This window comes from Gimesia algae (assembly GCF_007746795.1).
Lineage (GTDB): Bacteria > Planctomycetota > Planctomycetia > Planctomycetales > Planctomycetaceae > Gimesia > Gimesia algae.
This window is the reverse complement of sequence record NZ_CP036343.1, coordinates 6,177,870-6,192,085: the sequence shown is the minus strand read 5'-3', so window position 1 is coordinate 6,192,085 and position 14,216 is coordinate 6,177,870. Positions and strand designations below refer to the sequence as shown.

At 49.8% G+C, this 14,216-nt stretch carries 10 protein-coding genes; 6 read left to right on the top strand and 4 right to left on the bottom strand.

Annotation, left to right across the window (positions count from 1 at the left end):
• Positions 1-60: 60 nt before the first annotated feature.
• Together Pan161_RS23090 and Pan161_RS23085 are read left to right on the top strand one after the other, a co-directional pair.
• On the top strand, positions 61-1,479 hold the full coding sequence (locus tag Pan161_RS23090) for a sulfatase-like hydrolase/transferase (RefSeq protein WP_145231109.1): 1,419 nt from the start codon (positions 61-63) through the stop codon (positions 1,477-1,479).
• 564 nt (positions 1,480-2,043) lie between these two features.
• A complete protein-coding gene (locus Pan161_RS23085; protein WP_145231108.1) occupies positions 2,044-2,484 on the top strand; it encodes an STAS domain-containing protein in 441 nt (146 codons plus the stop codon).
• Positions 2,485-2,531: 47 nt separating this feature from the next.
• Here the strand turns inward: Pan161_RS23085 and Pan161_RS23080 are convergent, their stop codons facing one another.
• Positions 2,532-3,464: an HDOD domain-containing protein gene (locus Pan161_RS23080; protein ID WP_145231107.1), complete on the bottom strand. Its 933-nt coding sequence runs from the start codon at positions 3,462-3,464 to the stop codon at positions 2,532-2,534.
• Positions 3,465-3,842: 378 nt separating this feature from the next.
• Between Pan161_RS23080 and Pan161_RS23075 the strand changes: the two genes are divergently transcribed.
• A complete protein-coding gene (locus Pan161_RS23075) occupies positions 3,843-4,901 on the top strand; it encodes a M42 family metallopeptidase (RefSeq protein WP_145231106.1) in 1,059 nt (352 codons plus the stop codon).
• A 16-nt stretch (positions 4,902-4,917) separates the two neighbouring features.
• On the opposite strand, the gene hemL is transcribed toward Pan161_RS23075, so the two are convergent.
• Positions 4,918-6,213, bottom strand: a complete 1,296-nt coding sequence (gene hemL / locus Pan161_RS23070; RefSeq protein WP_145231105.1) for a glutamate-1-semialdehyde 2,1-aminomutase — start codon at positions 6,211-6,213, stop codon at positions 4,918-4,920.
• Between the two features lie 15 nt (positions 6,214-6,228).
• Complete coding sequence (locus Pan161_RS23065) at positions 6,229-7,503, bottom strand: PQQ-binding-like beta-propeller repeat protein (protein ID WP_145231104.1); 1,275 nt, start codon at positions 7,501-7,503, stop codon at positions 6,229-6,231.
• Positions 7,504-7,758: 255 nt separating this feature from the next.
• Here Pan161_RS23065 and Pan161_RS23060 point away from each other — a divergent pair, with 255 nt between their 5' ends.
• Positions 7,759-9,360 carry an ABC1 kinase family protein gene (locus tag Pan161_RS23060; RefSeq protein ID WP_145231103.1) on the top strand — a complete coding sequence of 534 codons (1,602 nt, stop codon included), beginning with the start codon at positions 7,759-7,761 and terminating at the stop codon, positions 9,358-9,360.
• 7 nt (positions 9,361-9,367) lie between these two features.
• Here the strand turns inward: Pan161_RS23060 and Pan161_RS23055 are convergent, their stop codons facing one another.
• The gene (locus Pan161_RS23055) at positions 9,368-10,432 is read right to left on the bottom strand and encodes a protein arginine kinase (protein WP_145231102.1); all 1,065 of its coding nucleotides are present in this window, start codon (positions 10,430-10,432) and stop codon (positions 9,368-9,370) included.
• 446 nt (positions 10,433-10,878) lie between these two features.
• Between Pan161_RS23055 and trpE the strand changes: the two genes are divergently transcribed.
• Positions 10,879-12,387, top strand: coding sequence for an anthranilate synthase component I (gene trpE / locus Pan161_RS23050; RefSeq protein WP_145231101.1), 1,509 nt, complete (start codon positions 10,879-10,881; stop codon positions 12,385-12,387).
• 132 nt (positions 12,388-12,519) lie between these two features.
• Positions 12,520-14,205 (top strand): Nramp family divalent metal transporter, encoded by a 1,686-nt coding sequence (locus Pan161_RS23045; protein ID WP_145231100.1) that lies wholly within the window; start codon positions 12,520-12,522, stop codon positions 14,203-14,205.
• Positions 14,206-14,216: the final 11 nt, after the last annotated feature.

Genomic DNA, 14,216 nt, shown 5'->3' with positions numbered 1-14,216 from the left:
CGCAGATCAAATGTTCTACCATTCATTGGCATTGTGAACTCGTTTGGACAGGAATTCATTGTGAAAAGCGCTCAACGAATTGTATTCAGTTTTGTATTTGTGTTCTTTTGTGTTCAACAGACATTGCTCGCTGTAGAAACAAAAGCCAAACCGAATTTCATCATCATCTTCGCCGATGATCTGGGGTATGGTGATCTTGAGTGTTATGGACATCCCCAGTTCAAAACCCCGCATATCAATCAGATGGCAGCGCAAGGCGCAAGATTAACTCAGTTCAATGTTCCTGTTCCCTATTGCGCTCCTTCCCGTGCGACCCTGCTGACAGGCCGCTACCCCTGGCGGCATGGCGTCTGGTATAACCCCGCGCCGGATGGGAAGAGATTTCGCAGTGGAGTGGGGATTGCTGAGAGCGAACTTCTCTTAAGTGAACTGCTCAAGGACAACGGGTACGCGACGATCTGCATCGGAAAGTGGCATCTGGGCCATGATCCGGAATATTATCCTACCCGGCATGGCTTTGATGATTATCTGGGAATTCTCTATTCCAATGACATGCGACCGGTCAATTTGATGCAGGGGGAAAAGTTGCTGGAGTACCCTGTGATTCAGGCAAACCTGACGAAACGTTATACAGAACGCGCTGTCAAATTTATTCGTGAGAATCAGGAACGCCCTTTTTTCCTGTACCTGCCTCATGCGATGCCTCACAAACCACTGGCTGCTTCGGAGGCGTTCTACAAAAAAAGTGGAGCCGGTCTGTATGGTGATGTGATTGCCGAGTTGGACTGGAGTGTCGGTGAGATCATTAAAACCCTGCGTGAGCTGAAGCTGGATGAAAACACTCTGGTCATCTTTGCGTCTGACAATGGTCCCTGGTTTGGAGGCAATACCGCCGGGCTTTCCGGGATGAAGTCGACCAGTTGGGAAGGAGGCCTGCGCGTTCCCATGATTGCCCGCTGGCCCGGGAAAATTCCACCCCGGCAGGTGATTGATACGGTCTGTGGTTCAATCGATGTTTTTCCCACGATACTAAAACAGGCAGGGATTCCGGTTCCGGCTGATCGGGTCATTGATGGAAAAGACCTGTTCCCCGTTTTGACAGAGCAGGCGTCTGCACCACATCAGGCTCTGTATTCAATGAAAGGGAATTCGCTGTTTACCGTTCGAAGTGGCCCCTGGAAGTTACATGTGAAACCATCTCCCCGTCAGGTACTCGCCGGGAAGGGCAAAGACTGGATTGACCCGCGTGGGCCGGATGGTGTGACTATCATCGCGCCTTCTGAACAGGCCATGCCAGATCAGCAACCGGGTGTCTTAACCGGAGACAAACCCGAGGCAATGATGCTGTTCAATTTACAGAAGGATCCTGCTGAGCAACACAATGTCGCCAGCCAGCATCCCGAAGTCGTTGCACGGCTGATGAAACTGTATCACGAAATGCAGGCTGAAGTTCCGGCCTCGATCCGGACTTTTAAATAAACGGTCTACCGGTTTGAACCTGTGGTCGAAGAGGCATTTATTCTCAGGCGATTACAGAATCTGTCTCCATCTTTTGACGATGTGCGCGTGCATTTACGTTATGTTGCTTGAAAAGTTGACAAACGACATTGTTCGGTAACGTCACTTTTCCCTGTCAGGTTTTAGCGACTCAAACGTCGTGCAAGAGAAACCGATATCTTGTTGCCAAAATCCAACATTCATGCTTTACATTTCGTAGTGAAGGTCAGATTGAGCAACAGTGTTGACAGGACTGATGCTGTGATGTGTTTCTGTATCCAAACCTTTTGTGATGTCTTTTTACACCCGACGTTGATCTGGTGTAGAAAAAATACAACATCGCGTATGAAGAATGTGTGAACCTGAAAACAGCTGACATTTCTTAAGTCTCAATGATACAGCGGTTTACCCGCTTTAAGAAACACAAGTAAACGAATCCGAGCGTTAATGGTCCACGCTTTGCGTCTATTCAATCTTCTTAACAGTTCACTGTTCAGCAGCTTTGATATTCCACAAGAAGAACAAGCAGAAAGTGAGTACAACGGCATGGCATCAAAACGCGACAGAATGAGCGTCTATGAGCGTGAAGGAGTGACCGTACTGGATTTCGGGACAATGGAAATCTGGGACGGAGCCGATCTGGCCCTGCTACGCGAGACGTTGACGCGCCTGGTTGATCAGGAAGGTTGTAAATCGATTGGTGTCGAACTGTCTTCGGTCAAGTACATCCCCAGTGGTTTTTTCGGCATGCTGTATGATCTCTATGAAAAAGGGATCGCAGTGACGCTTTACAGCCCACAGCCGAATGTTGCCAGTATGCTCTGGTTCAAACAGTTCTGTACGCACACCGAAGATGGGCGGTATCTTTTGAAAAGCGATACGACCGCGGCTCAACAGAGTCCTAGCGAAGAGCAGGTGAGATCAGAAAAAGAAAAGTGGGAAAAAAGCCTGAAACAATCCAGCGACTATTCAACGACCGTTTCCTGAAGGGGACATGCTTGTTCTGAGCGTGATCCCAGGTATTAAGTATCGACTCATGTAGCCGATCCATTTTCAAGCAGTAACGCGTATTTCTCCAGACGGTTTTTCAACGAAATATAATTCGCTGCCGCCGTCGATTCTTCTCTCAGCTCCTGGTCAATCTTCTCTGCCAGTTCAAAGAGCTTGAAATCAGGCCATGCCTCATTCAGTGTCAACAGCTGCTGCAAGCCTTCTGGGTTTTGCCTGAGCGGATCTGGTATCAGTGATGCCACAGCGACTGCCGTAGCCGGGGTCTGCCCCAAGTCTTCATTGGTCAGCATTTTCAATCCCTCATGATGCAGAAAGACCGAACAGATCAAATCATCAGGAAATGACCAGTCCAACATAACATGTGCAGCCGCTTCACAATGATTCCATCTGAATTGCTCGATTTCATAGTCACTAAGTAAGCAGGGAGAGCTGTCCTGGCTGATTGTAAACTGCAGGTATTGATCAAACCGTTCCCGCGAAAGAATGGGTAAGAGAAAATCCTGAAGCATGGCGGCGGAAAACGAAACATCAGGGTCAACTTTCATCAGCAAGGCAATTTCACGAGCCATCAAAGCCCGTTCAAGATTGGTACTCCAGAAGTTCGGCAGATTGATCAATTTCGAGTCAGATGTTGACATCGCCTGTTTCAACCCGGTTGTTACCAGAAACAGTTTTGTGGAGCGGATGCCCAGGAGTGTAATGGTCTGCTGGATTGTAGAAACTTTTCGTCTCAGCCCCAGGGCACTGGAATTGACCATACGTAACAGTTCGCACGAAATTCCGGCATCGGTTTCTATAATTTTACTGAGTTCTTTCGGCGTAGAATTAGGATCTTCTGCCTTTCGGGAAAACTCCATGACCGCCTTGGGCAGCATCGGGAGTTTGATTTCTGGTGGAAGCGGGCTTTTTTTTCCTTCACCGATCAGCTCTTTACGTAACTTTGTCCAGTCCGTCATTTGTGCCTCAGTCAATTTCTACGAATAACGCTACTTCAATAACGATTTGATGTTTGTTCTTCAGCTTGCATAACGAGTAATCTGCAACGAATCTAAGTTTGAATTACAGTGTTGGCAGCTCGACTCGAATGGTACTGAAAGTCTAGCTTAAAGATTGCCATATGACGGGGACTATTTCTGCTTTTCTGATGCAGTAGTTTTGTACTTCTGAAGATTGTTTTCTCTCTGAAACACCTGGAATCCTACATTGAATTAAATTCATAAGTTACTAAAATACAGATACTTACAATCGAATGTTTAAGGTCACACGCTTGCACAGCGTATCGAAGTGCCAATTCGTATAGAAGTCAAAACCCTCCACCAGTCAGGATCTGAATCATGGATGCAACTTCATTGGATTTCTTAAAAAAACTGCTTCATTCACCCGCTCCTTCAGGGTATGAGCGACCAATTCAGGAAGTCGTCCGGGAATTCGTGGGAGAATTCGCTGATGAAGTAACCACAGATCTTCATGGTAATGTGATCGCGGCCGTCAATCCTGATGCGGAGCGACGAGTGATGTTTGCCGGCCACTGCGATCAGATTGGCCTGCTCGTACAATATATTGATGATGATGGTTACCTCTGGGCGAATCTGATCGGGGGCTGGGATATTCAGATGCTGCTGGGACAGAATATGCAGGTCCATACGGATGCTGGTCCCATCCATGGCGTGATTGCCCGCAAAGCAATCCACCTGCTGACTCCGGATGAACGCAAAACTGTTCCCGAAATCAAAGATCTCTGGATCGACATCGGGGCAAAAAATGGCGAAGAAGCCCGTAAGCTGGTTGCCATTGGTGATCCGGTCACCTTCGAGCTGGGCTTTCGGCCAATGTTGAATAACCTGGCATCGGCTCCTGGAATGGATAACCGGGTCGGCGTCTGGGTCGTCATGGAAGCCTTACGTCAGGTCAGTCAGAAGTCACCCCACGTTGGTGTGTTCTCTGTTTCAACTGTTCAAGAAGAAATCGGCCTGCGGGGGGCGAAGACCAGTGCCTATTCCATTCAGCCTGAAGTAGGGATTGCCGTCGATGTCACACATGCGACTGACTGTCCTGCAGTGAGCAAGCAGGAAAATGGCGATGTCAAGGTGGGAGGCGGTCCGGTGGTCTGTCGTGGTCCCAACGTAAACCCCGTCGTGTTCTCGTCATTAACTTCTCTGGCCAGTGAACACGAAATCGACTGTCAGATCAATGGGATCTCACGGCCTGCCGGTAATGATGCCAATGCCATGCAGTTGAACCAGGGGGGCATGGCGACGGGAATTGTTGCGATACCCAACCGGTATATGCACAGCCCGGTCGAAGTCATCTCATTAGACGATCTGGAACAGGCGGCTCGTCTGCTGGCAGAGTTCTGTCTGGCCATCAATGATCAGACAGACTTTACGCCTTAGGCTTCGCTCAGATTGGTCAGCCAATTTCCTGTAATACTTCGCTTGCAGCCTGGATCACATGGTCAATATCATCATCGGTCAGCATGACAGATGTAAAATTGGCTTCAAATTGACTGCAGGGTAAATAGATGCCCCGATCCAGCATGCCCTGAAAGTACCGTCCAAAGCGGGCGGTATCATTCTTTGCTGAGATCGCATAGCTGGTGACTTTTTCCGGGTTGAAAAACAGAGTAAACATCGATCCGCATTCTGCCAGCGTGTGAGGCAGACCTGCTTTAGCGGCCGCTGCGCCCAATCCCTGAGTCAATCGCCTGGTTTTTGATTCCAGTTCGGCATAGGGATCGGTTTCTCGCAGGCATTCCAGTGTCGCGATTCCGGAAGCCATTGCGATCGGGTTTCCGGATAGGGTTCCCGCCTGATACACGCTGCCCACGGGCGAAATTACATCCATGATTTCCGCTTTACCACCGTACGCACCGACAGGCATTCCCCCGCCAATCACTTTACCCAGCATGCAGATGTCGGGCGCAATATCAAAACGTTGCTGCGCACCACCTAAGGCAACACGGAAACCGGTCATGACTTCATCCATGATAAATACCGACCCATGTTGAGTGCAGACTTCCCGCACCGTTTCCAGAAAACCGGGTTCGGGCAGTACCACTCCCATGTTCCCCACAACAGGTTCCAATATCACCGCAGCAATCTGGTCTCCCAGTTGCACAAAGGTCTCTTTCAACTGTTCGATATCATTGTATTCCAGTACCAGTGTGTCGGCTGTGCAGCCTTGCGGTACGCCCGGACTGGAAGGCGTTCCCAAAGTCAATGCGCCACTACCGGCCTGAACCAGCAGGCTGTCAACATGACCATGATAACAGCCCGCAAATTTGATGATTTTATCTCGACCCGTATAACCGCGGGCCAGGCGAATTACACTCATGCCGGCTTCGGTACCGGAATTCACCATCCGTACTTTTTCCACACAGGGAACCAGGTCTGCGACGAGTTCAGCCAGTTCTGTTTCCACTAATGTTGGAGCACCAAAGCTGGTTCCCTTCTTGAGTGCTTCTTCGATACGAGGCATCACCCGGGGATGCAGGTGTCCCAGAATATGCGGTCCCCAGGAACCCACCAGATCGATATAGCGGTTGCCATCAATGTCATACAGGTACTGACCTTCACCCCGATCAATTACTACCGGGTGTCCTCCGACAGCTCCAAAAGCCCGCGCAGGGCTGTTGACGCCCCCCGGGATGACTCTCATGGCTCGGGTAAACTGTTCTTCACTCTTGACACGTTGGCTGACTGACATCTTTAGAGGAAATCCTTAATTTGAGCTGGACTTTTCTGGCGTTACAGGAGGCTGGGCCGGCTTGTTGAGTTCCAGGCACTTGAGGGTTTTGGTATCTCTGACGAACAACAGGCCATTAGAAAATGCAGGCAGCGCTCGAGTCGTTGAGTTCAAAACCTGTGCGCGCCCCAGTTCCTTATATTCTTCTTTCGAGGCGGTCGCCATTACGAGAGTACCATCTGTTTTCAAAATAAGAAGCTTATTATCTACTTCCAGCAGGGTTGCATAACCGAAGTTTTCTTTCGACCAGAGAACTTTCTGCGTTTTCGGATCAAAACAGACTAGTCGCGCAGGTCCAATATCCTGTCGGCCATCAATGCCTATCAGTGCGCCATCGTATTCAATTGGGGTTGTATATTGGCTGGCCAGCGGCTTTTCGCTCCGCCAAATCTCAGAAGTGCTGTTGTCTTCAACAATCCCCCAGAAGCCACCGACTCCATAGCTGGCAGTAGCAAAAATATTCTTGCCGACCTGGACCGGGTTGGCACCATTTACAGTAGCTCCCCGTTTGCCAAAGGGGAACTGAAACAGAATATCTCCGCTTTTCGGATCGACCCCGACCAGGTGCAGTCTTGTGATAAATAAAGCATAGAAACGGCCATTTAAAAAAGCAGAGATCGGCGAGGAGTAGCTTGCATCGTCAGTCATTGACTGCCAGAGTGTCCTGCCTTGATCCAGTGAAAAAGCGACAATACCTGCATTCTGGCGTTTACCACCCACATTGACCAGTAGTTTTTCTTCGATGATAATGGGAGTGCTGCCGACTCCGAAAAATCCTTCTCCAACCTGAAAGTCTTTGTGTGTCTGACGTGTCCAGATCTGTTTTCCTGTTTTGAAGTCCAGGCATTGCAGGTGTCCGGTGACCCCAAAGACATACACGCGGTCTTTATAAATTAAGGGGACCGCGATAGGGCCATCGTTCGGGTTATAAGTCCCTTTGTAGCTGACGGGAGATTGATGCTTCCAGAGGACTTCACCTGTATCAGCCTGTAATGCCTCGACAATTTCCTCGTCTTCAATGCGATGAAATAAAATCGCCACATTCTGGGAAACAGCCAGCCCGGCATAACCACTTCCTGCAGGACGCTGCCATTTCAAAATGGGGCCACCGGCGGGCCACTCTGCAGCCAGCGTTTCATTGGCGGCGGCATGTCCATTTCGATAAGGACCCATGATCTGCGGCCAGTCACCACCTCGGCAGGGAACAGTCAGGTAAACGATGATCAGCAGGCTCAATTGAATGAATCGCATATGTCGGGCTCCGCCTTACAGATGAAACAGATTATGATTTGATCGAATCCCATTTTAACAGGATCGGGGCTTGGCTGCATAGGAACGTCTGTTATAGTCTGCTAAGATAAAAAGTGAAACCGAACCATAGCGACACCGCGCTTCCTGATGGGGATTTTCGTGAGATCGTTTGCTTTGCAGGAGAAAACTTTGGACTCAAATCCATTACGGTTAATCAGAAATCTACGTCGAAGCCGCGAAATTGTAACCGTTCTCATGAACTACGGTTTTGATGACCTGGTCGATCAACTGCGGTTGAGACGCTACCTCCGCTGGGGGCGCAGGCTGCTGTTCTGGAAGCGTACAGAGCCAGAAGTCAAGCTCACCCGTGCCAAGCGGATTCGTCTGGCTCTGGAAAGCCTGGGAGTCACTTTTATCAAGTTTGGACAGGTTGTCAGTACCCGTCCTGATCTCGTGCCTCGCGATGTCGTTCGCGAGCTCTCAAAACTTCAAGAGCGTGTTCCTTCCTTTCCCAGTGAAATTGCCATGGCAATAGTAGAACGTGAACTGGAAGCACCGATCAGCGAGCTGTTTGCAGAATTCGATCCTCAACCCTTAGCCGCTGGTTCACTGGGACAGGTGCATCGTGCGCGTCACCTTGATGGGACTCCGCTTGTCGTGAAAATCAAACGTCCCGACATCGATCGCGTGATTGAGCAGGATCTCAGTCTGATGTATGAACTGGCGATGATGATTGAGCGGCATTTTCCCGATGCAGAGGTTTTTGATCCTACAGGACTGGTCAATCAGTTTTCACGTACCATTCACCGCGAATTGCAGTTTTCCCGCGAAGCGCGTTCTACGGATGAATTTTTTCGACTGTTTCAAGATGATGCCACGTTGTATGTTCCCAAAATTTACCGGGAGCTGACGCAGGGTGATGTGATCACGATGGAATTCATTGACGGTTATAAAATCGATGATGACAACGAACTCAAGAATCTGCCGATCAGTGCCCATGAAGTGGCGGCCAACGGTGCCCGCATTTTTATGAAAATGACGTTCGAATTCGGCATCTTCCATGCTGATCCTCATCCAGGTAACTTTCGTGTGATGCCGGATGGATCTCTGTGCCTGCTTGATTACGGGATGATCGGAATCCTGGAAGAAGAGCGTCGTGATATGCTCGTCGATCTCTTTCTGAATGTGGCCAGAAAAGATACTGCAAAACTGGTGGAAGTCGTTTTGAAAATTGGTAAAGCAAAACGCAAAGTAGACCATCAACTGCTACGGGCGGATCTGCGGGATTTTATCGGGAACTATTATGGCGTTCCAATGGACGAGATCAGTGTCGGCAAAATGCTGACCGATTTTATCAATATTCTGGCGATTCACCGAATCCGTTGTCCCGTTGATATCATGCTTTTGATTCGAGCGCTCATTACTTTGGAGGGGATCGCCACACACATCGCTCCTGATTTGAATATTGCGCAGGAGATGGAGCCTTACATCTATCGGCTGTCTTCCGAACGCTATCATCCTAAAGCGATTGTCAGCCGAATCTGGTCAGAAACCTGTACTCTGTCTAAAGTCATGCATGACCTGCCCGAGCAGATTGGCCGAACACTGGGTAAGCTGAGTGACGATGAACTCCAGATTCATCTGGATCATAAAGGCTTCGATCACCTGACACAGGAAATGGATCGCTCGGGGAACAGGCTGGCGATTGGGATGGTGATGTCTTCTCTGATCCTGGCTTCGGCGATTACCATTTCACTGGATTCAAATCTGATATTTGTCAGCATCCCGATCTTCATGATGTCGAGCCTGCTGGGGATCTGGCTGATTTATGGCGTCTTTCGCAGCGGTCGATTATAGTCAGAATTCAGTTTGAAGAATTGGCGTCACTGATGCGTTGTCGCAGGTAGTTAGCCCGGGCAGCATTACGCTCGCTAGATGCCAGTTCTCCACCCTGCAGTTTTTGTAGATGCGCGGGTTGAGTAAAAATAAACATTTCATTGACTGCTGAGATCGGCAATCCCTCAATCAATCCCAGATTCACACCCATTCGCACGCTGGACAGAAGATGCATGGTTTCCTCCGAGCTGATGGTCTGCGCGGTGCTTAATATTCCGTAAGCCCGGGAGACCTGGTCATGCAGCCCCTGGCGGTTCTCTTTGATCAGCGAATTTCTGACCCGCCGTTCATAGGAAATGATATTGGGTACCACTTCCTTGATGCTGTCGATCAGTTGGTGCTCGGTCTGCCCCAGCGTCACCTGATTTGAGATCTGATAGAAGTCTCCCATGGCCTGGCTGCCTTCTCCATATAAGCCACGCACGGCCAGATTGATCTTCTGCAGCGCCTGGAATACCTTCTGGATTTCTTTGGTGATCACCAGCGCAGGCAGATGCAGCATGACGCTGACCCGAATCCCGGTACCGACGTTCGTCGGGCAGGCGGTCAGATAGCCAAACTCTTCACTGAAGGCATAGGTCACTTCCTGTTCCAGCAGATCATCAATCTGGTTGATCGTATCCCAGCATTCATTCAGAGAAAAACCACTACGCAGGACCTGCAGACGGAGATGATCTTCCTCATTGACCATGATGCCGATGTTTTCTTCACTGTCCAGTCCAACCCCCCGGGGGCCCGATCGTTCTGAATGCTCACGGCTGATCAGTTGACGTTCCACAATAAACTGACGGTCCAGATTACCCAGGCTGTTTACATCCAGATAGGATAGTTTTACATCCATGGGGAGTGAGGTAATGATCGGGCGCATCAGCTGTTCGATCTCACCCAGTGTCGACTCCGTACAGCGATTGATAAAGGGGAACTGTGCGAGATTCCGGGCCAGACGAATTCTGCTGGACATCACGATATCGGAGTCCGGGCCGATTCCTCTCAACCATTCACCACTCGTGCGAGTGAACGCGTCCAAATTCACCCTATTCTCCTTTATAGTATTCAAACCAGATCAGATCCATGGGGTTGTGATCTGGTTTCTGGCGTTAGTATAACTCACGTGACTTTCATTCCCAAACGGTGTAGACTCGGGGAACAAGTACCATACTCATTCATTAGGTGAAAACAAAGTCTAATCCACGGGGATCTAGTTGAAAGCTCTTTAAGATTCGTGTTGTTCTCACATTTTATGCAATGAGCGTCTTGAATACCATTCCTCTCAAGTAATTCCGAAACTGAAAAACCCGAAACTCTCTGTAAGGACCGCTGTTTTCCAGATCCACCTGCCAGACTTTTTGGAGTTTTTTGAGAACTGGAGCCGTGGGCAGCTTGTCTCTCCGAAAGGAAATGTTCATAAGAGAGTCGACTCTGAGTATTAGAGAAACCGGGATGCTTGTTCATCCACAGACAGTGCAGTTAAGATAGTCCATGAAATACGTTCCCGATTTTGAAACATTTAAATCACTTTCCGGACAGGCCAACCTGGTCCCCGTCTACCGCCAGTTGACCGGAGATACTCTGACTCCGGTCAGTGCCTATCAGCTGCTGGAAAAAGGACCTTATTCGTTTCTGTTTGAAAGTGTGGTCGGCGGCGAACAGATCAGCCGCTACAGTTTTCTGGGAGCGAATCCGTTTTTAACCGTCGATGCGTACGAGCAGCGGGTAGTGATCCAGAAGCAGGGGCAGACAGAGGAACGAACCGTCGAAGACCCGTTGCAGGAACTGGAATGTATTCTCGGTCAATATCAGGCCGCAGAACTTCCCGGACTTCCCCGTTTTTGTGGAGGCGCGGTTGGATACGCCGGTTACGATGTCGTCCGCTACTCGGAACATTTGCCAAATGCTCCCGAAAACGACCGTCAACTCCCCGATATGTCATTTGCTCTCTACGATCACATGGTGGTTTTCGATCAGATCAATAAAACGGTGCTGGTTGTCGCACATGCGCATCTTGATGCCGATCTGGATGAAGCAGGACTTAAAGCCACCTATCAGAGTGCCTGCGATAAAATTGATCAGACTTGCCAGCGATTTCAGAATGGTGATCCTTCTGCGTTAAGGATGGCGGATATCAACGTAGATCCACATGCGGAACCGGATCTGAACTGGACCTCAAATTTCACAGAACAGAAATTCGAAACTGCCGTCGATGCCTGTAAGGAATATATTGTTGCCGGCGATATTTTTCAGGTGGTCTTAAGTCAGCGGCTCAAGCTGGAAACTACAGCGACGCCTCTCGATATCTATCGCAGCCTACGCGTCGTAAATCCGAGTCCGTTTATGTTTCTGTTGAAAACACCAGAAGTCGACCTGGTAGGCAGTTCTCCTGAAATCATGGTGCGGGTCGAAGATCGTATCACGACAATTCGTCCGCTCGCCGGCACTCGTAAACGGGGTAAGACCGAAGCGGAAGACAAACGCCTGGCGGAAGAACTGCTGGCCGACCCGAAAGAGCGGGCCGAACATGTCATGCTGATTGATCTGGCAAGAAACGATGTCGGTCGTGTCTGTGAATTTGGATCAGTCGAACTGTCAGATGTGATGGTGGTGGAACGCTACAGCCATGTCATGCATATTACTTCGAATGTTACAGGAACATTAACCCAAGAGCGTTCTGCGCTCGACGCCCTTCGCGCAGGATTGCCTGCAGGGACGGTTTCCGGCGCCCCCAAAGTCAGGGCGATGGAAATCATCGATGAATTTGAACCACACCGCCGCGGTCCTTATGCAGGAGCGGTCGGCTATCTCGATTTTACCGGGAATATGGATACGTGTATTGCTCTTCGCACACTGGTTATGCAGGGATCTACGGCCTATGTTCAGGCCGGCGCCGGGATTGTTGCCGACAGTGTACCGGAAACGGAATATCATGAGACACTTAACAAGGCAAAGGGGTTGCTCAAAGCAATAGAGGTCGCAGAAAAACAACTCAAGTAATCGGGAACGCATTTCATCAATGAGATCACGGAATGCAAACTGAGTTTGGGTGATCACTGTTAGAATTCTTACGGCTCTGAGTAATGTTTCGACTGTCCCCTTCGTCGAAGACAAAGATGAAACAGGAGTACGATGGAATCTCAACAGGAGAATAACGCGCTCGATCCTTCCGTTGATTCGACTCTCGAAGAATCAATCAAAGCCCCGACCGATTTCTGGGGGATCGTCAAACGACTGGGCCCGGGACTCATCGTGGCAGGCAGTATTGTCGGTTCCGGAGAGCTGATTGCCACCACCAAGACCGGTGCCCAGGCTGGAATCGCTCTGTTGTGGCTGATCATCGTGGGGTGCCTGATCAAGGTGTTCGTCCAGATCGAACTGGGACGTTATTCCATCTCGCGAGGTGAAACAACACTTGCCGCCTTAAATCATGTACCCGGCCCCCGACTCGGGTTTCTGAGTACTCAAAGTCAGAAGCCCCCCAACTGGATCCTCTGGTTCTGGCTGGTGATGAGTCTCTGCACTATCGGGCAACTGGGTGGCATTGTGGGAGGGGTGGGACAGGCACTGGCGTTGACACTGCCAATCAAAGGAGATTATCTCCAGGCAATTCAGTACCCTTCCGAAAAAGAATTCGTGCATTACCTGGAGCTGGAAGAAGCTTTAAATGATGAGCAGAAAGCACTGGCAGATTTATCACCTGCCGAACGAGATCGATATCTGCGCGGTCATGCCAAAATGAAGCAGCGTATCGAAAACCTGCAGGCAGCCGGGCAGGTGATTCTCGAAAAAATTCGCAATGACGATTCTTTGCTGGATAAAGATGGAAAATCAATACTGGAACCCCAGACCTGGGATGACAAGATCTGGGCCAGTGTGATCGCAATTTTCACTTCATTTCTATTGTACTACGGTCGTTATAATTTGATTGAGCATCTCTCGACGATTCTGGTTGTCTCGTTTACATTCATTACCATCGGTAATGTGATTTCCCTGCAGACATCCGACATCTGGAGTATCTCGACAGCAGAAATCATCCAAGGGCTTTCCTTTGGGATTCCGGAGGCAACCGGCGGTATGAACCCGCTCCTGACTGCACTGGCGGCGTTCGGGATTATTGGTGTCGGGGCGACAGAGCTGATCGCCTATCCATACTGGTGTCTGGAGAAAGGCTATGCACGCTTTACCGGACCTCATTCTGAAGACGAGGCCTGGGCTGACAGAGCGAAAGGCTGGATGCGTGTGATGAAAATCGATGCTTTTGCTTCGATGTGCATTTACACATTCGCAACGCTTGCCTTTTATCTAATGGGGGTGGCCGTGCTGCACAAGGAAGGCCTTGACCCGGACGGCATGCGAATGGTGAGCACGCTGGCGGAAGCTTATGTCCCTGTCTTTGGAACCTTCGCCAAGTGGCTGTTCCTGTCAGGTGCCATCGCTGTCCTGTATTCTACATTCCTGGTGGCGAACGCCGCGAATGCACGCATTTTCTCGGATGGTCTACGATTCTTTGGTATCGTGGATGAAAGCAAACCAGATTCACTGCAAAACTGGATTAAGATCATGTCGCTGATCCTGCCTGTCTTGTGTCTGGCTGTATTCCTGACAGGGGCAAATCCGGTTCGACTGGTCTTGATCGCGGGAACCATGCAGGCCATCATGTTACCGATGCTGGGAGTCGCTGCCATCTATCTGCGTTATACGAGAATCGATGCCCGTTTAGCTCCCGGGCGATTGTGGGATCTGATGCTGTTCCTTTCCTGCCTGGGTCTGCTGCTGGCAGGGGGGTATGGTGTTTACAAACAGCTGTTTACTTAAACGGTTACAAT

Excerpts from the sequence above, each read along its gene's own strand:
- Pan161_RS23085 (WP_145231108.1), top strand. The coding sequence starts at position 2,044 with ATGGCATCAAAACGCGACAGAATGAGCGTCTATGAGCGTGAAGGAGTG.
- Pan161_RS23080 (WP_145231107.1), bottom strand. The coding sequence starts at position 3,464 with ATGACGGACTGGACAAAGTTACGTAAAGAGCTGATCGGTGAAGGAAAA.
- Pan161_RS23075 (WP_145231106.1), top strand. The coding sequence starts at position 3,843 with ATGGATGCAACTTCATTGGATTTCTTAAAAAAACTGCTTCATTCACCC.
- hemL (WP_145231105.1), bottom strand. The coding sequence starts at position 6,213 with ATGTCAGTCAGCCAACGTGTCAAGAGTGAAGAACAGTTTACCCGAGCC.
- Pan161_RS23065 (WP_145231104.1), bottom strand. The coding sequence starts at position 7,503 with ATGCGATTCATTCAATTGAGCCTGCTGATCATCGTTTACCTGACTGTT.
- Pan161_RS23060 (WP_145231103.1), top strand. The coding sequence starts at position 7,759 with ATGAACTACGGTTTTGATGACCTGGTCGATCAACTGCGGTTGAGACGC.
- trpE (WP_145231101.1), top strand. The coding sequence starts at position 10,879 with ATGAAATACGTTCCCGATTTTGAAACATTTAAATCACTTTCCGGACAG.
- Pan161_RS23045 (WP_145231100.1), top strand. The coding sequence starts at position 12,520 with ATGGAATCTCAACAGGAGAATAACGCGCTCGATCCTTCCGTTGATTCG.